This window comes from Ornithinibacillus salinisoli (assembly GCF_042684965.1).
GTDB classification, from domain to species: domain Bacteria; phylum Bacillota; class Bacilli; order Bacillales; family Amphibacillaceae; genus Ornithinibacillus; species Ornithinibacillus salinisoli.
This window is the reverse complement of record NZ_JBHUMI010000003.1, coordinates 220,096-243,168: the sequence shown is the minus strand read 5'-3', so window position 1 is coordinate 243,168 and position 23,073 is coordinate 220,096. Positions and strand designations below refer to the sequence as shown.

At 36.3% G+C, this 23,073-nt stretch carries 23 protein-coding genes, 1 pseudogene and 1 riboswitch; of the genes and pseudogenes, 23 read left to right on the top strand and 1 reads right to left on the bottom strand.

The features are described from left to right. Positions 1-21 precede the first annotated feature (21 nt). From ACFSTA_RS01325 to ACFSTA_RS01280, 10 genes are all read left to right on the top strand, one after another. Positions 22-498, top strand: a complete 477-nt coding sequence (locus ACFSTA_RS01325) for a GNAT family N-acetyltransferase (protein ID WP_377554669.1) — start codon at positions 22-24, stop codon at positions 496-498. 4 nt (positions 499-502) lie between these two features. After that, on the top strand, positions 503-925 hold the full coding sequence (fosM, locus tag ACFSTA_RS01320) for a FosM family fosfomycin resistance protein (RefSeq protein WP_377554667.1): 423 nt from the start codon (positions 503-505) through the stop codon (positions 923-925). A gap of 72 nt (positions 926-997) precedes the next feature. Beyond that, the gene (locus tag ACFSTA_RS01315; protein WP_377554666.1) at positions 998-1,564 is read left to right on the top strand and encodes a DUF6241 domain-containing protein; all 567 of its coding nucleotides are present in this window, start codon (positions 998-1,000) and stop codon (positions 1,562-1,564) included. Positions 1,565-1,695: 131 nt separating this feature from the next. Further along, positions 1,696-3,378, top strand: a complete 1,683-nt coding sequence (locus ACFSTA_RS01310) for a glycoside hydrolase family 13 protein (protein ID WP_377554664.1) — start codon at positions 1,696-1,698, stop codon at positions 3,376-3,378. A 169-nt stretch (positions 3,379-3,547) separates the two neighbouring features. Next, positions 3,548-4,465, top strand: a complete 918-nt coding sequence (locus ACFSTA_RS01305) for an aldo/keto reductase (RefSeq protein ID WP_377554949.1) — start codon at positions 3,548-3,550, stop codon at positions 4,463-4,465. 184 nt (positions 4,466-4,649) lie between these two features. Continuing rightward, a riboswitch (cobalamin riboswitch) is annotated at positions 4,650-4,841 on the top strand. A gap of 145 nt (positions 4,842-4,986) precedes the next feature. Next, a complete protein-coding gene (locus ACFSTA_RS01300) occupies positions 4,987-6,939 on the top strand; it encodes a DUF4430 domain-containing protein (protein ID WP_377554662.1) in 1,953 nt (650 codons plus the stop codon). A 63-nt stretch (positions 6,940-7,002) separates the two neighbouring features. Beyond that, positions 7,003-7,764 (top strand): DUF4430 domain-containing protein, encoded by a 762-nt coding sequence (locus ACFSTA_RS01295; protein ID WP_377554660.1) that lies wholly within the window; start codon positions 7,003-7,005, stop codon positions 7,762-7,764. After that, the gene (locus tag ACFSTA_RS01290; RefSeq protein WP_377554658.1) at positions 7,764-8,651 is read left to right on the top strand and encodes an energy-coupling factor transporter transmembrane component T; all 888 of its coding nucleotides are present in this window, start codon (positions 7,764-7,766) and stop codon (positions 8,649-8,651) included. Before ACFSTA_RS01295 ends, ACFSTA_RS01290 begins: the two co-directional genes overlap by 1 nt. Then, the gene (locus tag ACFSTA_RS01285; RefSeq protein ID WP_377554656.1) at positions 8,624-10,261 is read left to right on the top strand and encodes an ABC transporter ATP-binding protein; all 1,638 of its coding nucleotides are present in this window, start codon (positions 8,624-8,626) and stop codon (positions 10,259-10,261) included. The genes ACFSTA_RS01290 and ACFSTA_RS01285 overlap by 28 nt, the downstream gene beginning before the upstream one ends. Continuing rightward, positions 10,237-10,926, top strand: coding sequence for an ECF transporter S component (locus ACFSTA_RS01280; protein ID WP_377554948.1), 690 nt, complete (start codon positions 10,237-10,239; stop codon positions 10,924-10,926). Before ACFSTA_RS01285 ends, ACFSTA_RS01280 begins: the two co-directional genes overlap by 25 nt. Before the next feature lie 102 nt (positions 10,927-11,028). Here the strand turns inward: ACFSTA_RS01280 and ACFSTA_RS01275 are convergent, their stop codons facing one another. Then, positions 11,029-11,481: a GNAT family N-acetyltransferase gene (locus tag ACFSTA_RS01275; protein ID WP_377554654.1), complete on the bottom strand. Its 453-nt coding sequence runs from the start codon at positions 11,479-11,481 to the stop codon at positions 11,029-11,031. 284 nt (positions 11,482-11,765) lie between these two features. Between ACFSTA_RS01275 and ACFSTA_RS01270 the strand changes: the two genes are divergently transcribed. From ACFSTA_RS01270 to csaA, 13 genes and pseudogenes are all read left to right on the top strand, one after another. Next, entirely contained in the window at positions 11,766-12,854 is a 1,089-nt protein-coding gene (locus tag ACFSTA_RS01270; protein WP_377554652.1) for a hypothetical protein, read from the top strand. A gap of 229 nt (positions 12,855-13,083) precedes the next feature. After that, positions 13,084-14,049, top strand: coding sequence for a quinone oxidoreductase family protein (locus ACFSTA_RS01265; RefSeq protein WP_377554650.1), 966 nt, complete (start codon positions 13,084-13,086; stop codon positions 14,047-14,049). Between the two features lie 67 nt (positions 14,050-14,116). Further along, positions 14,117-14,662 carry a nucleotidyltransferase domain-containing protein gene (locus ACFSTA_RS01260; protein ID WP_377554648.1) on the top strand — a complete coding sequence of 182 codons (546 nt, stop codon included), beginning with the start codon at positions 14,117-14,119 and terminating at the stop codon, positions 14,660-14,662. Between the two features lie 458 nt (positions 14,663-15,120). Further along, the gene (gene dnaN, locus ACFSTA_RS01255) at positions 15,121-16,245 is read left to right on the top strand and encodes a DNA polymerase III subunit beta (RefSeq protein WP_377554646.1); all 1,125 of its coding nucleotides are present in this window, start codon (positions 15,121-15,123) and stop codon (positions 16,243-16,245) included. A 162-nt stretch (positions 16,246-16,407) separates the two neighbouring features. Then, the gene (locus ACFSTA_RS01250) at positions 16,408-16,968 is read left to right on the top strand and encodes an AAA family ATPase (RefSeq protein WP_377554645.1); all 561 of its coding nucleotides are present in this window, start codon (positions 16,408-16,410) and stop codon (positions 16,966-16,968) included. Between the two features lie 58 nt (positions 16,969-17,026). Next, positions 17,027-17,191: pseudogene (locus ACFSTA_RS01245) on the top strand (DUF6176 family protein); the annotation flags it as partial. Between the two features lie 12 nt (positions 17,192-17,203). After that, entirely contained in the window at positions 17,204-17,617 is a 414-nt protein-coding gene (locus ACFSTA_RS01240) for an NUDIX hydrolase (RefSeq protein ID WP_377554947.1), read from the top strand. Positions 17,618-17,708: 91 nt separating this feature from the next. Further along, positions 17,709-18,194, top strand: coding sequence for an HIT family protein (locus tag ACFSTA_RS01235; protein ID WP_417629419.1), 486 nt, complete (start codon positions 17,709-17,711; stop codon positions 18,192-18,194). Positions 18,195-18,239: 45 nt separating this feature from the next. Beyond that, positions 18,240-18,740 carry a hypothetical protein gene (locus ACFSTA_RS01230; RefSeq protein WP_377554643.1) on the top strand — a complete coding sequence of 167 codons (501 nt, stop codon included), beginning with the start codon at positions 18,240-18,242 and terminating at the stop codon, positions 18,738-18,740. Positions 18,741-18,800: 60 nt separating this feature from the next. Beyond that, positions 18,801-20,021, top strand: coding sequence for a DUF819 family protein (locus ACFSTA_RS01225; protein WP_377554641.1), 1,221 nt, complete (start codon positions 18,801-18,803; stop codon positions 20,019-20,021). A gap of 213 nt (positions 20,022-20,234) precedes the next feature. Next, positions 20,235-20,819 carry a gluconate 2-dehydrogenase subunit 3 family protein gene (locus tag ACFSTA_RS01220; RefSeq protein WP_377554639.1) on the top strand — a complete coding sequence of 195 codons (585 nt, stop codon included), beginning with the start codon at positions 20,235-20,237 and terminating at the stop codon, positions 20,817-20,819. Beyond that, positions 20,803-22,476: a GMC family oxidoreductase gene (locus ACFSTA_RS01215; RefSeq protein WP_377554638.1), complete on the top strand. Its 1,674-nt coding sequence runs from the start codon at positions 20,803-20,805 to the stop codon at positions 22,474-22,476. The genes ACFSTA_RS01220 and ACFSTA_RS01215 overlap by 17 nt, the downstream gene beginning before the upstream one ends. Before the next feature lie 214 nt (positions 22,477-22,690). Next, a complete protein-coding gene (csaA, locus tag ACFSTA_RS01210; protein ID WP_377554636.1) occupies positions 22,691-23,023 on the top strand; it encodes a chaperone CsaA in 333 nt (110 codons plus the stop codon). Positions 23,024-23,073: the final 50 nt, after the last annotated feature.

Sequence of the window (23,073 nt, the reverse complement as noted above, 5' to 3'; positions counted from 1 at the left end):
TTTTTGAAATGGGGTTAATTCGTGAACTTAGTAACTAAAAAGATGACTGAAAAAAATGCAATCGATATCCTCACATGGAAATATGAAAAACCCTATGATCTCTACAATAATGTGTTAAGTGGAGATGCTATTCTTGAGCTTTTAGATGGCTCCTATAAAGTCATTACAGATACACATAATCGTACGGTAGGTTACTTTTGTTTGGGTAGAGCTGCTCAAGTACCAGCTGGGGATCAATTTCAAGTGTATAAAGCGGATTGTATCGATGTAGGGATAGGTATGAAGCCGGAATTGACAGGTAAGGGGAATGGTGAGAAATTTTTCTCCCATATTCTTGAATCGATTTATCAGGAGCATCCAAACACGGACATTCGTTTAACGGTCGCAACCTTTAACGAACGGGCAATCCATCTCTATGAAAAATTTGGGTTTATCCGTTTGCAAACGTTTAATAGAGAAACAACGGAATTTATCACAATGATCAAACACAAAGGGTGAAAACATGAAAATAAATGGTATAAATCATTTACTGTTCTCTGTTTCCGACTTAGAAACTTCTATCAACTTTTATCAGCAAGTGTTTGACGCAAAGCTATTGGTGAAAGGAAGAAATACTGCCTATTTTGATTTACATGGATTATGGCTGGCGTTAAATGTGGAGGAAAACATCCCTCGAAATGAAATTCATGAGTCGTATACCCATATTGCTTTTACGATAGATGAGGAAGACTTTCTGGAAACATTTGATAGACTGGAACAATTAAATGTAACTATTTTGACCGGACGACCTAGAGGTAAAAGAGACAAACAATCCATATACTTTACAGATCCAGATGGACATAAATTTGAATTTCATACGGGAACATTGGATGATAGATTAGCCTATTATAGGCAAGCAAAGCCACATATGGAGTTTTATAATTAGAAATAGAATTGGGTTATTGCTACCAATGACGAACAGATAGATACAATCCAAATTCGAATTTGGAGGGTTACGATGTATAAAGTAATATTAACGGTATTGTCAATTTCTGCTGTAGTGTTAATAGCATATGCTGGATGGTCAATATATAACATATTTACAGACGAGGAAGATAAAGCGGATGCAATACATGTGGATTCCGACAAAGAGTTAGCGGAGCTTGAAGACCAACGTATCGAAATACAAGGATCCATTTCGGAAGAGGACTTGGATCAATATGAAAATAAAAACTTAAATCCTTTTGGGCAAGCAAAGGAAATGAATGAGCTAACTGACAATATTTATCAGGAATACATACATGGGATGTCACACCAAAAAGTCATTGCAAGTGAAAAATGGGGTTTTTATGAAATTCATCTATCAAGAGTGCAGTGGCTGTTAGATGGTTTGAATGAAGTAAACTTGGAGTATGAAGACGTGTACCGGAGTATATTAGAAAAGTGGTTGAGGGGAGATTTTTCGACTGCAGATGCTGACCATAATAGAATTTGGCAAATACAAGGTGGAACGATCGGAGAAGCAACCGGTGTTTATAGTCCAGAAGAAGAGAAGGCGTATTTGGAAAGCCAGTCCAGTAATTAGTTAAGATAAGAATATGGATCGCCATAATCATTTCCTACCTGTATAGACTTTTGGTATGATAAACATAATTAAAACAATTAGTGTGTTACTAATTGTTTTTTCTTTACTATAGCAATGATGGAGGAATGATCATGGACAAGACTTGGTGGAAAGAAAGTGTTGTATATCAAATATATCCGAGAAGTTTCAATGACAGTAATGGGGACGGAATCGGTGATATAAAAGGGATTATCGAAAAATTGGATTATTTAAAAGAACTCGGAATAGATGTCATCTGGCTATCACCTGTATATCAATCGCCAAATGATGATAATGGTTACGATATTTCAGATTACCAAGCCATTATGGATGAATTTGGAACGATGGCAGATTGGGAGGAACTATTAGATGAAATCCATCATCGTGGGATGAAGTTAATTATGGATTTAGTTGTGAACCATTCCTCAGATGAACACGCTTGGTTCCGTGAATCGAAAAAATCAAAGGATAATCCATACCGAGATTATTACATATGGCGCCCTGGAAAAAACGGAAATGAACCGAATAATTGGCAATCAACCTTTAGTGGTTCTGCTTGGGAATATGATGAAAATACGGATGAATATTTTTTGCATATATTTAGTAAAAAGCAACCAGATCTTAACTGGGAGAATCCGAGACTGCGGGAAGAAGTTTACCAGATGATGCGTTGGTGGCTTGATAAAGGGATTGATGGATTCCGGATGGATGTAATCAATTTTATTTCCAAAGTACCAGGATTACCAGATGCACCGAATCCAAATGGAGAAAAATATGTATCTGGAACGAAATATTTTAAAAATGGGCCACGAATTCATGAATTTTTACAAGAGATGAATCAAGAAGTACTGGGTAACTACGATATCATGACAGTCGGTGAGATGCCTGGAGTAGATGTGGAAGAAGCGAAAAAGTATACCGACTTAACTCGTGATGAATTACAAATGGTTTTCCAATTTGAGCATATGGATTTAGATTCCGGCCCGAACGGTAAATGGGATTTGAAACCATTAGATCTAAGGGATTTAAAAAACAGCATATCCAAATGGCAAACTGGTTTGCATGGTGTTGGCTGGAATAGTTTATATTTGAATAACCATGATCAGCCTAGGATTGTATCCCGATTTGGTAATGATGCAGCATATCGCGTGGAATCTGCAAAAATGCTCGGTACGTTCTTGCATATGCTGCAAGGTACACCATATGTTTACCAAGGGGAAGAAATTGGCATGACAAATATAAAGTTTGATTCCATTGATGCGTATAAAGATATCGAAATACTGAATATGTACAATGAGAAAGTAGTCGAAGGTAACGGGGACCCTAATAAGGTTATGGAATCCATTTATGTAAAAGGAAGAGATAATGCTCGTACACCTGTCCAGTGGGATGATTCCGAAAACGGTGGATTTACAACAGGTGAACCATGGTTACAGGTAAATCCGAATTATAAAGAGATCAATGCCAAACAAGCAGTAGCAGACCCGAACTCTATTTATCATTATTATCGTCAACTCATTGAACTTCGTAAAAAACATGAGATTATTGTGTATGGGGATTATCACTTGATTTTACCTGACCATGATAAAATCTATGCCTACATGCGTACGTATGAAGGTGAGAAATTACTCGTAGTAACGAATTTTAGTGAAGAACAAGTAGAATTTATGCTCCCACATGATGTATCATTTGAGGTGAAAGAGAGATTAATCGGAAATTATGATAGTTCTGAAATGAACGATGTGACTTCGTTTATGTTAAAGCCTTATGAGGCACGGGTTTATAAGGGAGAATAGGTGAATGAAACAACTGCTCAAGTTATTAGGAAACTTGGGCAGATTTTTTGTATGATTCGAACTGTGGCGTGGCTCAACTATGAGAGAGAGTAGATCAACAGCTGTATTTTATATTAGTGGAAAAAGTTGTGCTACAATTATAGTATTATTATCAAATAGAGGTGTTATGATGAAAACAATGAAGCTAGGAACGAGTGATATAAACGTATCGAACATTTCGTTAGGGTGTATGCGCATGAGTAGTTTATCAAAAGAAGGTGCTGCGAATGTCATCAAACATGCGATGGAATTAGGAATTGATTTCTTTGACCATGCCGATATTTATGGTGGCGGAAAGTCTGAGGAAATTTTTGCTGAAGCTATCCAAATGAATCCTTCTGTTAGAGAGAAAATGGTTCTGCAGACAAAAACAGGCATTCGAAAGGGCTTCTTCGATTTTTCAAAAGAACATATTGTAGACTCTGTTGATAAAAGTCTTCAACGATTACAAACAGATTATATCGATATCTTGCTTCTTCACCGCCCTGATACACTTGTTGAACCTGAAGAAGTTGCGGCAGCATTTTCCGAGTTGAAGGAAAGCGGCAAAGTACGTCATTTTGGGGTAAGTAACCACAATGCAATGCAAATTGAATTGCTAAAAAAATATGTGGAACAAGATTTAATTGTGAATCAATTGCAATTCAGTATTATGCATACTGGCATGATCGATACTGGATTAAATGTAAATATGAAGAATGCAAATGGTATCGATCGAGATGGAAGTATCCTGGATTATAGTCGATTACATGATATGACCATTCAAGCTTGGTCCCCATTCCAATATGGATTTTTTGAAGGTGTTTTTGTAGATAATGATCAGTTTCCTGAATTAAATACGAAGCTCCAGGAAGTTGGAGAAAAATATGGAATTTCCAAATCAGCAACAGCGATTGCCTGGATTTTAAGACACCCTGCAAAAATTCAACCCGTAGTAGGATCAATGAATCCAAATCGTTTAATAGAAATTGCCAAAGCATCAAAAGTCGAAATGACGAGAGAAGAATGGTACGGGATTTACCGTGCTGCCGGTAATGAATTACCTTAATGAAGTATAGTGGGATATTTATCTTAAGATCTGGGAATATCGGACACACAAAGTAAACCATTGCCCAAACGTCGGAGACCATTGCTCGCTCAGCATAGTTACCGCTCATGTGCATCGTAAATATTTTACAAAAGTATGAATTATTTTTGACTTCAGATCATTTGTTAACTACAATAAAGATAATTGAATACGAAAAATATTAGGTTGATTTCATGATCACGTCTGAAATCATTAATAGGGAAGTCCGGTGCAAATCCGGCGCGGTCCCGCCACTGTAAATGGGAGTTATCTATTAAGTTACCACTGTCTTCGGATGGGAAGGTGATAGATAATGTTGAACATAAGCCAGGAGACCTGCCTAGTATTTTACGCCATTCAACCTACGCGGATAGGGAGGTGTGCTTGCACATGTTTTATGATAGGTTTACCTATACATAGCGTCGCTAATCATATAACCGTTCATGCATCCCTATATAAGGGGTGCTTTTTTTAATGAAATTAAACCGGAGGATGATGAAGCGATGCAAAAAATTATAAAAAAGCAACTTGCAGTATTATTTACCGTTCTTTTAGTAGTTAGTAATCTAGTCTTTTTACAACCACAAACTAGTTATGCAGCAACGTTAGAAAATGCGGTTACAATCATAGCACTTGATGAAGATGGAGAAACCGTTCTTCCATTAACTGCAATGCAAATCGAAGAGGGAGATACCGCGTTCGATGTTCTGATTCAAGCTGGAGAAGAGCATAATGTAGAGATTACGTATGATGAATTTGATTTTGGTAACATGATCACAGGAATTGGAGATGCCGTTCAAACGGATTCACTTTGGTGGTCTTTTAATGTGTATGGGCATGGCCCGGATGTTGGTGCTTCTGGATATGAGGTTGAAAATGGTGAACACATCTTGTTCACGTTAACTGATAATTTTACTCCTTCTGTTCCTGTTACAGTATCAGCAATTGCTGAAGATGGAAGCACTATTATAGGCGAAACAGAGGTAACCCTAATGGAAGGTGCGAGTGCATACGATGCCTTGTATCAAGCTGCGATAACCAATGACAAAACATTAGAAATCGCAGTAGATAATGAATATTTTACATTTATACAAAATATCGGAAATACGGAACTAGAGACAAATGATTATTGGCAAGTAGCAGTCAATGAAGAGCCATTAATGGCGAGTATTGTTGCACATCAGGTTCAGCCTGAAGAACATGTACAGTTGACTATCCAATCATATGAAGATACTGGAGACGGTTCAACGGAAGATGAAAAAGAAGAAACAACTGATAATGTTTTACCGGAAATAACGAATAAAATCATTCAAGATAACATTAGTGAAATCACTACGTATATTGCGAATAACAATATTGCTATGGAATATGGTAATGAATGGTGGATTTGGGGAATAGCTCATACCGATCAAGGAATACCATCGTCCTATGTGGCAAGCGTAGAACACCGAGTGAAAGAACTAGAAGGGGAATTCCGTAACGTATTTGATTTAGAAAAAGTAATTATTGGATTATCTGCTGCTGGGACAGACGCGACTGATGTTGCTGGATACAATTTAGTGGATAAACTTGTACAGCACAGAAGTTTTGAAAATCCATCTATTAATATGGCAATCTATGGTTTATTAGCGATTGACAGTGGCGACTATCAAGTTTCCGATGAAGTTAGAAATCTATTTATCGATTTAATCATGGATAAAGAGTATGACGTTGGTGGATGGGCACTATTTGGTGACAGACCAACTGCGGATATTACAGGAATGGTGTTAACAGCACTAGCTCCTTATCAAGATCGTCCAGCAGTTTCAGCAGCGATTGAACGAGCAGTTACCTACTTATCGACAGAACAGGATGAAACAGGTGGATACTTTGAAGTTTTCAATGGTGGGGATTCTAGTGAATCAGTATCCCAAGTGATAACTGGTTTATCCTCCATTGGCATTGACCCTACAAGCGATGCATTCACGAAAGATGGTGGAAATCTCGTACAGCATTTATTGAAGTTTAAGCAGAGTGATGGGGGATTTAGTCATATTATTGATGATGATTATTCAATGGGTATGTCTACACAACAAGCGTTTCTTGCATTCCTTGCTTATCAAAAGTTTGTTCTCGGAGACGGAAAAACGGTCTATCAATTTACACCATCTCTAGACGAAGAAGATACGGAAGACGCGACTGATACTGAAGATGAAACTGGTAATGATGTTGAAAAGGGAAGCTCAGATAATGAAAAAGAAACCGATGATGGTACAGGTAAGGAAGAAAATAATGAGGAATCTAGTTCAGATAAACAAGAATCAGAGAAAAACCAGGAAGAAACAGGCAAGGAGGAAACCGTTGGCAAAAAACTTCCTCATACAGCTACCAACACAATGAATTTCTTGCTGTTTGGATTCATGTTATTACTGTTAGGGAGTACTGTTTTATGGCTAAATCGTAGAACGAAAGCTTAATTTGGTGAAGGATTCCCCCATCAGCAATGGGGGATCTCCTCATCTTGGAAAGGAGAGCTCGAGATGAGACGCTTTTTTTTCATTATACTTATCACACTGTTCACGATAATTACAACCGGTTGTGCAAAGGATGAAGTTGTTTCCCAAACAAATGTTTCAGATCATGCGACAAAGCGTGTAGAAGTTGTTAACCACCACCAGCTGGCTGTTGGTGAAAAAGAACATCAAGAAGTTGAGGAGGAAAAAGAAGAGCAGGCAGAACAAGAGTTATCGGTACGTAGTGAAGATATAACAGAAACGAATAAAGATGAATCAACGGCTCAGTCAGCAAAAGAAAACAATTCTAAGAGTACAAAGGAAGATCGTAATAATACATCAAGTAAGCAGGAATCTAAGAAAAAAAATAACTCTGATCTTGAAGATAAACCTGTAGAAGAAAAAGGATCAGAAACGAAAGAAGAACCAAAAGAGGAAGTACAAAAACCGAAGGAAACAGTAACCTTCTCTATTACTACTGGGGATGTACGAGGTGTCATCCTGTCATCTACAGAGGTTTCCGTCTATGAAGGTGATACAGTATTAGACGTCACTCGTAGAATTACAAAGGAAAAAGGAATCCAGCTGAGTGTTCGTGGTTCGGATGCAACAGCTTATGTGGAAGGGATCGATAATTTATATGAATTTGATGAAGGTCCTTTAAGTGGTTGGTTAATTCGAGTTGATGGTGTTCTGATCGATCGAAGTACGGGGATCTATCCGATTGAACCAGGTCAAACGATCAAATGGATCTATACAACAAATTATTTGGAAGACGGTTTTGATTGATGATTAGAGGAATACGATCTTTTCATCCATTGGTATTGCTCATTTTCTATTGTTACGTGATTACGAGTCTCATGTTGTATCAGCATCCTTTTTTTCTCGTAACGGCTTTCTGTTTGATAATTAGCATGAACGTTATGCTAGACAGTGGTGTACAGCTGAAACGTTGGAGAAAAATGCTATTGTTGATGAGCTTGTTCATCTTACTTCTAACTCCATTATTCAATCGACGAGGAAACCATATTTTATTTTATTTGTTTGGAAATCAAGTCATGCTGGAGGCTGTGATTCAAGGCATCATGATAGCATTAACTTTGGTCAGCATACTAGCAATGTTTCTCACATTTAATTTGGTCATGACAGCTGATAAATTTCTCTTTTTATTTTCCAAATGGTTCCCACGATGGGCGATGCTTATCTTAATATCCATGCGATTTGTACCGTTGTTACGAAAAAGATTAACCGAGATCGAGCAGGTACAGCAAGTGAAGGGACTGTCCATTAAACAAGGTACGTTGAAGCAACGAGCAAAAAATGGGATGCTGCTTATCCAAATTTTACTTACCTTTTCACTAGAAGAGTCTATCCAAACTGCTGATTCAATGTCAGCAAGAGGGTATGGGCTAGGGAAAAGGAGTAAGTATCAAGCATACACGATGAAAAAACTTGATTGGGTTGTACTTCAAGTGATGACGTTTTTATTTGGTTTGATTTTATTTGGATGGTGGCTTGGGGACGGTGTTTTATCCATGCTACCAATATTAGAGTCTATATGGTTAAGCGGTAGAGAATGGTTTTACTATTTGATTTGGTGCGTCCTTATTGGCATTCCTATTTTTGTAGAAGGAAAGGAAGTTCTCAAATGGAAATTCTATCAGCAAAAAATATAACGTTTAATTATGCAGGATCCCAACATAAGGTGTTGGACGGTGTTGAATTTTCTGTTGAGAAAGGTGATTTTCTATTAGTTTGTGGACCATCAGGAAGTGGAAAGTCCACTTTACTGCGTTTGCTTAAAGAAGATGTAGCACCTCATGGAAAGCTTAATGGTTCCATTTTGTATAACGGTGCACCAATAAATGAGTATGATCGATTGAAGGTAACGCAGGAAATAGGGATGGTTTTTCAAGATCCAGAGAATCAAATTGTCATGGAGCTTGTTCTGGATGAGCTCCTTTTTGGGATGGAAAATATGGGATTCACAACGGAACAAATGCGAAAGAAGTTAGCGGAAATGGTTCATTTTTTTGGCTTGAGTGATTTAGTTGGTAAAAAGACTGACAAACTATCTGGCGGACAGAAGCAATTAATTAACTTAGCCTCGGTATTATTATTAGAACCTACTATCCTATTACTCGATGAACCTACCGCACAGTTAGACCCTATTGCTGCAAAGGAATTTATTTATTCACTCAAACGGCTAAATGAAGAATTTGGCATTACGGTCATCATGGTGGAGCATCGTTTGGAGGAATTATTCGCCATTGCAAACCGGGTTATAGTATTAGACGAAGGAAAAATCGTTGTCGATTCAGATCCAAAGGAAGCCATATATCGGATGCACGCGAATATGCGTCATTATTTACCAAGTACTGCCTTACTGTATTTGGATATTAGTAACGATTTTCAACAGGAAAAAATTCCGCTATCTGTGAAGGCAACGAAGCAGTGGTTGTCAACGCAAAACATTGCATTTTCACAAGGACAAGATGAGACTTTGCCTTATAAAGAACCGCTTGTGGAATTGAAGGGGATTGATTATCAGTATTCTAAGCATGAAGCGCCAGTATTATACAATTTATCCTTTTCGATCAATCGGGGCGAGTGGATGGCGCTTGTTGGTGCTAACGGAACAGGGAAAACGACGTTATTGAATATTTTCGGTGGTATGATCAAGCCACAACATGGTTCAATAACATATAACGGGAAAAAAGTGAGAAAAATAGATTCCACACAAATAGGGTACTTGCCACAAAATCCTAAAATCTTTTTTGTGCAAGATACCGTACGAAAGGAATACCAACAGATTGCCCTTACCTATCAGAAGAAAGAGAAAGAAATTACTTACCTTGTTGAGAAATTTCAGCTGAATGATCTACTAGATAGGCACCCGTATGATCTAAGTGGCGGGGAGCTACAGAAGGCAGCATTAGTCGGTATCTTATTGAGTAAACCATCCTTACTATTGGTCGATGAACCTACAAAAGGAATGGATCCTGATTTCAAAAAGGAATTCGGTACATTGATGCAAGGGCTAGTTGCGGATGGTTTAACGATTCTGATGGTTACCCATGATATTGAATTTGCAGCAAGCTATACGACGAGATGTAGCATGATATTTCAGGGAAACATTACGGTAACAGAGCCAACGAAACAATTTTTCAGAGGAAATACATATTATACAACAGCTATGAACCGAATTATGCGTGATATTCAAGCTCTACCACCGGTTACTTTAGAGGAGGCGGTGCCGTTATCACCAGTTCAAAGTGGATATTAATATGCACCGCATCCGTCATATTATTTGTATTAGTCGGCCTGCCATTGTTTAATCTAAAATACTACTTGTTACTGAGTATTTTAATTATGGTTGCTTCTTTTTTACCATGGATGATTCGCTTTACAAGGCAATCGATTACGAGTAGAGAATTGATTATGTTAGCGATATTAGGAGCTATTGCTGCGGTTAGTCGTGTTCCTTTTGCCGCATTACCAAGTGTCCAGCCAACTACATTTGTCGTGATCGTTTCAGCGGTAGTGCTTGGCCCGCAAAGTGGATTTGTGATCGGGGTGACAGCAGCAATTGTATCTAATTTATTTTTAGGTCAAGGACCATGGACTCCTTGGCAAATGTATGCTTGGGGAATGGTTGGACTATGTGCAGGTCTACTACGACATACATGGGTGATGAAAAGCAATGTGGGTAAAACTGTATATGGTTTCACCGTTGGATTTCTCTTTGGATGGTTTATGAATCTATGGATTGTAATTGGAGTTATCCAAGAGGTAAACTGGAAGACTATTTTACTTTATAATAGTACGAGTTTTTACTTTGACTTGGCACACGCATTATCTAATGTGTTCTTCCTTCTACTATTTAGCGCTTCGTGGATAAAGATATTGACACGGTTTCAACGTAAATATGGATTGTTTGAAGAAATGTAATGGACTGACTTGGGTAATTGTCAGTCCATTATAATCTCATCCAAAAGGGGAAAGACGTGCTATATTTGCACGTCTTTGTAGTTTTTTAATTAGTAATACAAATTACTTTTCCAATTGCCATTTCAACAGATTATTTTCTGAACCTATTTTTTTCATTTGCAACTTTTCTAACACTCTAATTGATGGAACATTATCATCTCGACATTCAGCAACTACTATATTTACATTTTCAAATGAAAAAGCCCATTCTATTATTTTCTTTACTGCTTCAGTTGCATAGCCTTTACTCCGTACGGATGGCACCATTCCATATCCTATTTCAACGATGTTTTCTGAGTTTGGTTTTCCTTTAAATCCGATATCACCAATAATAGTGTTATATTCTTTATCTAGAACAAACCATACACCCCAACCTAGAAGAGAAGAATCATCTTTAAGTGCTTCTAAGTACATAGTTATATGGGGACCAATTTTATATTCTTCTGTTGTTAAAATAATTGATAATAACTCTTCTGTGCAAGGAACGATCCTTAGTCTTTGTGTTTGCAATTCCATATTTTTTCTCCTTTTTTATATAGGCTTTATCACCTCAGTAATAGTTAGCAACATCTTAGATTCAATCATATTCAAATCCCCTTTCAGTTCTTCTACTTTTATTTTATTATGAAATAGTGATTTATAATAGAAATATTAACTATGTTGTGAATGTACGTGCAATAAGGAAAAATTACTTTTCGAAGGAAGAGAAAGAAATTATTTATTAATTGAAACTTTAAATTTCAGGTTAGATGTTTAAAGTTAGAAGCAATAAAAGAGTACATGAATAAGGAGATAATTTTATGGATGTTACCTTGAAAACAGCACTGAAGAGACTCCAATTTGAAAATGTTTTGACAGAAAATGCAACAAAAATAGGGGAAGGTGCTTGGCATAAGGTTTACAAGTTGGAGAGATTATTTGAAGAAGACCTCGTTATAAGAATCAAAAAAAAGAAAGCTTATGGTGAAATACAATGTTTTGATACAAATGAATTAATTTCCGAATATGAGTCTACTAGAGCCTATTACCAGCATGCCAATGAGATTGACTTAAATATATGCCCCGTATATTATCAATATTTTATAGAGGACGAATTAGTTTTCACAGTTGAAACGTTTATGGGAAATGGGCAAGACATATCATTACTAAAGATGAATGAAGCAACTGCTTATGGAAAAAAGCTAGGTTTTTTCTTTAATAAAATACATAGTAAAAAAACTGTCATGGATGGTTTCGGTCATTTACATTGGAATGGGGAGTATTTACAAGGAAGTAACCATCAATTAATTAATGAAATTTGGGAAGATGATAACAATCATTACTTAAACATGTTAGATATATTGAATCATTCTAAATTAAATTTTAACAAGGAGAAAGTAACTGAGAAAATAAAAAATTTGATTGATAATAGAAGAAAACAGATTCAAAGAGTCTCATTAGTAAACCAAGACATAACCCCAGAAAATATCATATTAGAATTTAATGAGATTTCCATAATTGACCCATTTCCTAAGATAGATTTTGATTTAAAATACGCTGCATATTTTGTTTTTTGCTATAAATTTCTTTTACCTTCTTTCTCAACTGCTCCAAGATATAGAAAAAATGCTTATCATGAAAAGAGTAGTATCCTAAACGATATAGCTGAAGGATACATTAAGGGCTACTTCTATGATATTAATGGCGACGAATATAAAATTCAAGTTAAGAGACTAACGGATGAATATACTTTATGGATGTTACAAGAAGCTTATGACCATTATGAAGTATTAAATCAAGATAAGTTAAACAACAAAATAATACAGCAAAGGGGAGATAGAGAAGTCATTGAAGATAGGTTAGCTTTAATCTTAGGAGAATTAGAAGGAGTAACAATACCAAGAAAGTAAAAGTGGATTTTAGGAGAAAGTAGTTTCGTATAAAAGTTAGTAGAAAACTGTGTGGTCATCAAACTGAATCCGTTTTTATAAGCTTCAAATGTTTTTGGAATATTATGCTATTATTAAGGTGTAGGGTTTTTAAGCTAAAGGTAGGTTCATTCAATTGTGAAGCATTTGTAAACTAATGAAATTACATTTTTAAAATTATCTAATTATGAGCATTGAGGGGGAATCGGAAATGAAGGCTGTGATCCTAAATGAATTTGGTGATGCGAATGTACTTTCCTACGAAGATATTCAGATACCTAAAATAGGCAATAATGAGGTCTTAATAAAATCATCATATACAAGTGTAAACTATGCTGATATTAAAAAACGATTAGGAAATAAAGGAGAAGGAAATTTCCCTTTAATGATTGGACTAGATGTTGCGGGTACAATTGAAGAGGCTCCTAGTAATTCAAGCTTTTCAAAAGGAGATCGGGTGATAGCTTTTCCGAAGAACGGATCATATGCAGAGTATGTAGTAGCCAATGAGCAATTAGTATTTAAAATCCCTGATAGTCTTCTATTTGAACAGGCTGCAACGATACCAACCGTATCTATCTTATCTTATATTCTAATACATGAAATTGGACAGGTGGATAAAAATGATACCATAGTTATACATAGTGCAGCTGGTGGTGTGGGTTCTATGCTAGTACAATTAGCAAAATTAATAGGTGTTCAAAAAATTATCGGAACCGTAGGGAATTTAGATAAAGAAGACTATGTGAAAAAATTAGGTGTTGATATAGTGTGCACCTATGAAACATTTACAGAGGAAGTTTTAAAGCAGACAAATAATCAAGGTGCTAATGTTATTTTTGACTCTGTTGCTGGTGAAATAACTAGTAGAAGTATAGAGTGTTTAGCATTATATGGTACACTAGTGCAATTTGGCAATAGTAGTGGTAAGGCTGGTACATTTAAAACAAGTGACGTTCATAGTAGTTGTAGGAATATAAAAGGTTTTAGCTTAGGAACAACCAGAACGCATGATCCAGCACGATTAGCACCTGTAGTAAATGAAGTCTTGGAACTATTTGTTTCAAACAAAGTTTCTATTCCTATCGCACGTATATTTCATTTAAAAGATGCTGTACTAGCTCATCAATTAATTGAAAGCCGAAATTATAAAGGGAAAGTTTTGATTAAAATTTAATGTGGTCGATAACTAAATATATCAATGAATATACAAACAAAAAGAAAAAATGACAGGAGAATGAATCGTGTTAGAAACTTTATCTATTATCGGAGAAAAAGTAAATAAAATGAATATTTCTTGGGGAGTAGGTGGCTCACTTCTCTTAAGTTTTCATAAATTAATCGATAAACCAAATGACATAGATATTTTGGTGGATGAAAAGAATGTGGATCCGTTTAATAGTATATTATCCCAAATTGGAAAAACGAAAGAAGCAATACATTCTGATCCCTTTAAAACAGTTTATTTCTCTAAATATAGTATTGATAGTGTTGATATAGATTTAATGGGTGGGTTTGCAATTCAACATAATGAAGGGATGTATAAATTATCGTTTAATGAGGAATCGGTTGTTGCCCATAAAACTATCAATGGAGTGGAAATTCCTTTGTGTTCACTGGAGGATTGGTATATCTTGTATTGGTTGATTCCTGGCAAGCAAGAAAAAGCAATTCTTATTGAAAATTATTTAATGGATGTAGGTGTTACATACCCGAGATTTTTAGAGGCAGCACTAAAACAACCTTTACCGTATGAAGTCAAAGAAAGAGTGAAAAAACTATTAAGCTAATATCAGTAAGGGTTACGTGAGGCGATCATCAATTTGATCGTTTTTTTATTGACAGGAAATTATAAAATTTGATACCAATGGATATTTCTTGGCAGGAGCAGCCACGTCCAGCTCCCAGCGACTAGCGCAACTTCCCTCACCTCCGTACGATAACAGTTCGACATAGTCGAACATCCTAAATTCCTTCGGTCGCAGTGTTTCCTTTATCTCCTACGGCTCAGTCCAGTTCGTACGTCGCTACGACGCACAGGACGTGCTAGTACAGGCGTTGCCACAGGATGTGGCGTTTTTAGCCTGTAAGGGCGCTTGCGCTTTTGTTTTTGTCGTAAAACATAATATATTGTTGGAATATTATGTTAGTATTAATATAGGAGTTATTAAACTAAACAGACAGTAATTTTGTATAAGCGAAAAGAACTTATTCAACTGATCAAATTAAATATGAGAGGGATTTTTTAATGGAGTTAAAAATAAATAAGGACCATTTCCATAAGGCAATATTAGATGTAAGTAAAGTAGTTTCGTCTAGAACTTCACTACCAATATTAACAGGAATCAAAATAGTAGCAAAAGATGATAGTTTGACACTCATAGGTAGTAATTCTGATATTTTCATAGAAAGAACTATTCCCAAAGTAAGTAATGGAATAAATATGTTTGAAGTTTACCAAACGGGAAGTGTGGTAATTTCAGCAAAGTATCTAGGTGAAATAATCAAAAAGTTACCAGAAGACATCGACCTGAAGGTTAATGAAAATCAAACAGTAACTATAAAATCAGGGGAAGTAATTTCTAAACTAAATGGTCTTATGGCCGAAGAGTACCCATCTTTACCGGAGATTGATTTACGTAATAACATCCGAATAACAAGTGGCGATTTACTTGAAATAATTAAGCAAACTGTTTTTGCTGCATCTAAAAATGAAACAAGACCAGTACTTACTGGAGTAAATTTTACATTCCAAAAAGATTTACTTACTTGTGTCGCAACAAATTCGCAACGATTAGCCTTAAAAAAATATAAAGTGAAATCAAATGTAGAAGGCTCTTTTATCGTACCAAGTACAGCGTTGACCGAAATCCTAAAGTTATTTAGTCATGAATCGGTAATTAATCTATATGCTACAGAAACCAATATGTTGTTTAAATCACATACTATTTCTGTCTATACAAGACTAATTGAAGGTAGTTATCCAAATACTTCAGGACTAATTCCTAATGATTCAAAAACAATTGTTACCCTGGACACTAAGCAATTATTAAAAGGTATTGATAGAGCTAGTTTATTTGGCAGTGAAAGAAATAATAATATAACTTTTCAAATAAACGACAAATCGAAAATTAATATTTCCTCCAAATCATCAGAAATGGGACAAATTGAAGAAATGCAGTACATAAAGAATATAACTGGAAATGAGGAGATCCGTATCACGCTTGATGGTAATTTTATGATGGATGCCTTAAAAGTTATAAAAGAAGATGAGGTTAGTTTACACTTTAATGGTTCGATTAGACCAATCCTGATTCTTCCTATTGGGAACGAATCGCAACTTCAACTTATTTCTCCTGTAAGATCACAGTAAAAGGAGGTTGCCTTCAATTAGGAAGTGCATAACTTTATGAAGTATTTTTTCTGGGATTGAAGTATTACCTATTTTATTATACTGGTTGTCATTTTAACTTTTTTATCAAATAAGAAGATTTAGAACATAGGGTATGCTTTCCTTAAGAAAGGAGCTGCAGTCATGAAACGATTAGTAATCATTACTGTTGGTAAAACTCATAGCGGAAAGACGACATTCGCTCATGCTTTAGAACAAGAGTTGAACAACTCATTAGTAATGGATCAAGATAACCACGCTGCATTCATTAACAGTTATTACAATAAGCTACAACCTAAACAAGGTCCTAATACGCTTAAACATGGTATTTCTCAGCTCATAGTCGATTATGCCATCGAAAATACTAATTTTCATCTCATAATTTGTAACTCCAATAGAAGTCAAAAAGATCGATTGTATCTACTTGAGCATCTGTTTCCTAGTGAAAAATTTTTTCGGATCCTTGTCCATTTTGATATACCAGATCAAGTTCTTCAAGCTCGAGTTACTCAAAGTGGGCGTAGTACCAATATTTTTAGAAGGGCATCTAATTTTGAGCAAGTGCTTTTTCGCCAACAAGCTGATTCTGTAAAAGAAGATGTCATAGATCCGGTGGAGGGGGAAGCAGACCATTTATTTGTCATTAATAACGATAAGGAAGTTGACTCAGTTATACAAAGCATTGTTCATATAGCGCATTGCTAATAATTCTCGGTTTGATTATTGTGGGTAAGGCACTTGTTTAAAGGGGGATTGGAAGTGTATGTATATCGAATTAACTAGGTTTAAAGTAAAAGAAGGTAAATCAGATTTAGTTGATGAATGGTTAAAGTTTTTAAATGATAATATGAAGGATGTTCTAATTACATTAGAGGATGAGAAAATGTATGTTGAAACGATCTTTAGAGAAACACTTGATGGTAAGGAGTAACTTTTAGTAATAAATAAAAATGGAGGTCCTTATACTAAACGTTATGATCTTCCCGGTGGAAGTTTAGAAGAAGAAGAATCACTATCCCAGGCAATGAAAAGGGAATTTTTTGAGGAAACGGGTTATGAAATTGAAATCAAAGAAAACATTGGAATCATCGATTTTAAACTACCTTGGGAATGGAGGGGATTTAGTTACTTGCATCATATTGCAGTTTATTATGCTGTTAGGAACATTGGTGGTGAGTTAAGCGATCCAGAACAATTTGATGGTCAAGACTCGGTTGGTGCTCTGTGGGTATCAGAGAAAGAAGTATCTTTGGACAATGCATCTCCATTGGTTCTAAAAGCATTTGAATGGATTAGAACTAAGAAGCTAGGTATTGATGTCGAGACTTATAGAGATTGGAATGTCTTGAAATAAGTTTTTGTACTTTCATGTATTCCTAGTTTAATAAAGTAATGTTTCTTTTGGATTGTTGATTGAAAAAGTGTTTAATTGAAGGGGGCAGATTGTGAGAAACATAACGTTATCAAATGGAAAAGAAGTAGAGGTAGAATGCCTAAGCTGTGCTTTAACGAGTGGATTGATTGAACCAGACGGAGGCGTAGTATTTGAATCGGAATATTTTCACGCACATCAAGATGTTGCCTACCCAATTAAAGGGCTAATTATCATAGCGTCTAAACGTCATGTTACTTGCTTAGATGAATTAACTGATGATGAAAAAATAGATTATATAAAGATTATGTCCAAGATAAGACAGGCTCAAAGAGAAGTTTTAGGAATTGAATATGTTTATTATTTTTATAATGAAGACACAACTCACCATTTCCATACATGGATGGTTCCACGTTATGAATGGATGTATGAATTTGGACGTTCCGTTGAATCGGTAAGACCTGTGTTACTTCATGCCAGAAATAACATGAACAATATAGAAAATATTCAATATGTGATGGAAGCAATTAATTCTATAACTAAAAAATTAAATGAGTAAGACTCTATACCAAATTATTAAATCTTATGAATACAGGAGGAGAAAATGAAAAGGTTTAGTTTTTTAGGCATAATAAGTATTTTAATTATATTTTTAGTTCTTACTAGCTCTAATCTTTATGAAGATACAAAGAGATATAAAATGGAAATCGGTCATAGGTATGAGCAGTTGGTAAGAGAAACGCGTTCCTCAGTTAGGCAAATGTTAAAAGTCAACCTGGAGGAAGCACTAGAATCAGAGTATGGTACAAAACTTATAGAAAATTTAAATTCGCAAATTCGCTCTAAGGAAATAGAATTTTTAAGATTAAGGAATGACATCTCAAAAATTGGAAGGTTACTAAGAAAAGTTTATGAAATTCAACAAAGTGGTTTAGAACAAGGTGAAGTAAGTAAGGAAGAAATCAATGTCTATCGTAACAATTTGGTTAAACTTAACTTTATATTGATGGATTTTGATCATGATATACGTGATTGGTACGACACATTTACAAAAAAAGACCCAGAAATACTTACTAAAATGGAAAAAAGACTAAATGAAGATTAGGGTGCCTGGCACCGACAAAATTCGACAGGTGACAGGCACCGGTAAAAGGGAGTAGGAACTATGTTATATGCAATTATTCAGTCTGATGATACTTGGGTTCTTTGGGCGTTTTTAGCTTGGTGGGCGGCTGTTAGTATTTATTTGGAGCAGAAATATGAATGGGCTTCTAAAATTTCCGGGGCAATTATTGCTTTAGTTGGAGCCATGTTATTAGCTAATTTTAATGTAATACCAACAGATTCTCCTGTGTATGACACCGTATGGAGCTATGTTGTGCCGTTGGCTATTCCACTTTTATTATTTCAATCGAGTATATTAAAAATATGGAATGAAAGTGGAAGGCTGCTGTTAATGTTTCTTATCAGTGCAATTGGAACAGTAGTCGGTTCGATTGTAGGATTCTTTTTATTGAAAGATCTTATCCCTGGTTTAGATAAAGTAACCGCTATGATGACGGGTTCATATATAGGCGGAAGTGTAAATTTAGCAGCACTCTCTGCTCGGTTTGAAACACCAGGGGAATTGGTTTCTTCTGCAGTGGTAGCCGATAACCTGATGATGGCACTTTATTTTCTCGTTTTAATTCTAATCCCAACATTAAACTTTTTCAGAAAGAAATTCAAAACTCCACATATTGATGAAGTAGAATCGATGAGTGATCACGGAAGCGAAAATTTAGCAGCGTCTTATTGGAACGGAAAAGAAATTTCCTTGAAAGATATTGGACTAGCAGTCGGTACGGCGTTTGTACTTGTAGCTATTTCTTTTAAACTTGCAGCGTTTTTTGCGCGTATTATTCCATCAGGCGAAGATGCCCCGTTTTTTTTACATGCTCTTCATGGTATTTTAGGAGATAATTATTTAATGCTAACAACAATCACGTTGCTAGCTGTAACGATGTTTTCGCGGTATTTCGAAAGCATTAAAGGTTCACATGAAATTGGTACATACTTAATTTACATATTCTTTGTAGTTATTGGTGTTCCTGCGTCACTACCAATAATCTTGCAAAATGCACCACTTTTACTTGTACTTGTATTTATCATGGTCGCGTTGAATATGATCATTTCATTCGTATTAGGGAAAGTTTTTAAGTTTAATTTAGAAGAAGTAATTCTCGCAAGTAATGCTAACATAGGTGGACCTACGACAGCAGCGGCGATGGCCATATCGAAAGGATGGAGCAAACTAGTAGCACCAATTCTAATTGTTGGAACGCTTGGGTATATAATAGGAAACTATATTGGAGCAGCGATTGGTTATTGGTTTGGGATGTACTAGAAAAAATCATCTTCTATATGTTTTGTTAAAAGTCTAGACACTAAAACTATTACAAAGGAAGCACAGTAAATCAGATTTGGATTCACTGTGCTTTTTTGTGTGATTTGATACGTATTAGCGAATCACGTTTATTAAGTAATTATATGTAATATGGAAAAGCCCCCCAAAAATAGTATGGATAGAAGGCAATATTTTTGTTGAAGGAGGTTCAGTATGTCCCAGAAGAAATTAAGGGAAGCATATATTCGGTCCCGTCCTTTGGATGGTAGAGCACAAATTTGTTACACACAAAAGGAATGGGAAGAGCGGAATCAAAAGCGGGTAACTGCTGCTACAAATATGAAAGTTAAGAGCAATTTTCTTCGGACTCTACGTGAGGCAGTTGATACCATCTTCCCTGGTGCAAAGGATGCAGGCGTTACGAGATTTATTTTAATTTCACTACGTACTGTCCATCAACAGGATCGACAAACGTATAAAGATGGGGTTGAACAACTCGATAAATTAGCGAGATCAAAATTTGGAAAAACGTTTGTAAATCTTTCCCCAAAGAATAGAATACATATTCTTCAAGGTGTTGAGGGTACAGAATTCTTTGAGTTACTAAGGGAACATACCATGCAGGGAATGTTTGCAGACCCATTATATGGTGGGAATCAAAACATGTTCGGTTGGAAGTTAATAGACTATCCAGGAGCTAGGTTTCATCCACTCGATCACACTACTCGGGGGTGGGTTACAGAAGATATTGTTAGTTTAAGAGGAAAGGTTAGGAGAAACAATGACAAAACAATATGATGCGGATGTTGTTATTGTAGGCTGTGGTTGTGCAGGAGGTATTTTAGCAAGAGAACTTACGGATGCTGGACTTCACGTCATTTCATTAGAACGAGGACCAGACATTAGTTCTGACGAATACGCCATGGATGAATTAAAGTTTCCCATTCGTAATAAAGTTTTATGGGGTCCACAGGACGAACCGCGCTTTACATGGAGGTCTGACGATCGTAAATCTACGGAAAGAGTTATTACGGGATGGAATGGCTGGGGACCTGGTGGAGATCACCTCCATTGGGGGGCACAATCTTGGAGGTTCCAACCTGCTACTTTTAAAGCCAAAAGTGTTTTTGGGCAAGTGGAAAATGGAGCAATCATTGATTGGCCAATTTCTTATGACGATTTGGAGCCCTTTTATCAAAAGTTTGAAGAGAGAGTAGGAGTAAGTGGCGATCATACAAAAGATCCATTTAATCCCCCACGCAAAAAGCCATATCCTATGCCCCCAACTATACCAATCTATGCCACTCGTCATTTTGTGGAAGCAGCGAAAGCGAAGGGTTACGATCCGTTTCCTGTACCGGGAGCAATTAATTCTGTTGATTATGATGGTCGCAGTGCATGCGGTTATTGTGGTTTTTGTCAAAGCTATGGGTGCACAGTGGAAGCAAAGGGGGATGTAGGACTTACGGAAATACGCAAAGCTAGACAGAATCCAAATTTAGAGATTCGTTTTCATAGCCGTGCATTTGAAGTTACGGTAGATCAACACGGACATGCTGAAGGAGTAAAATATTTCGATAAAAATAAAAAGGTACACACTATAACAGGACGGATTGTGATCATTGCAGCGAATTACTTAGAATCTACTCATCTCATGCTCTTATCAAAATCAGCTCAATTTCCCAATGGAATAGCCAATAATGGTGACCAAGTAGGTCGTTATTTTCATATGCGTGACATTACCCAATTGATTGGATTATTCGATGAGCCGATGAATGCTTATCTTGGACCGACCCCAAGGTGGGCGGTTAATCAATTTGCTGATGATAACTTTTCTCCAGAAGAGTATGGAGAAGATTTTGTAATGGGTGGGAATATTACAGGAGCGGATCAAAATGGTCTAGCAGGTCAACCAATAGAGTTCACTGGTGCGCCAACTCCTGAGGGCATACCAAACTGGGGTGAAGAATATAAGGATTTTATAAAGCAAGCCTATACACATCATTATAATTCTCGTATTTATCTTACCGAACCTCCTCAAGATGAAAAACATATTGATTTAGATCCTAAGGTAAAGGATAGTTTTGGATTGCCGGTACCTAGAGTAACCTTTGACTGGCATCCACAAACTTCCAAACAACTTGCTTTTTTACGTCAGCGAGCTTATGAGATATATGAAAAAGCTGGAGCACTTCAAATATGGGGTGGGGAACTTGGAGATCCATGGGTACTTAATAGTCATGCAGGTGGAACGACTAGAATGGGTGATGATCCTAGTGAATCCGTTGTAAATCGATATTGCCAAACACATGAGGTAGACAATCTATTCGTTGTTGGAAGTTCGTCCTTTCCAACTATAGGGGCTTATAATCCAGGTGAAACTGTTGGAGCGTTAGCCTACTGGGTAGCGGCATTTATTAAAGAAGGAGCGAAAAAAGGTAACTTATTTCATTGATATAAATCTAGAAACCCTAGCCTAAATAAAAATCATTCTGTTATGGCGGTGAAATACTAGCAATCAGCTATACCCTCTTTTTAAAAAAGATTCAATAGGTGTATAATATTAATTACAACATACGAATATTTCAGAAAATAGGTGACAGGCACCGACATATTTCGACAGGTGCCTGTCACTGACAAGATTCGACAATTAGATGGAGGGTTAGTTTATGGTGACGATTGATGATTTTATGAAGTTGGATTTGCGGGTTGGTACGGTTGTATCGGCTAAGCCTTTTCCAGAAGCTCGTAAACCTGCGATTAAGTTGGAGGTTGATTTTGGGGAGGAACTTGGTGTAAAACAGTCTTCCGCGCAAATTACCAAACGGTATGAACCGGAACAATTAATCGGACGTCAAGTAGTGGGAGTGGTTAATTTTCCACCAATGCGAGTTGCTGGTTTTAAATCTGAAGTACTCGTCATTGGTGGGGTACCAGAAGAAGGGGATGTTGTTCTATTAAGGCCAGATGAACATGTAGAAAATGGAACTAAAATTTCTTGATGGTGATGGGACAAGCTCCCGTCATCAAACATGTTTTTAAGTGGGATATG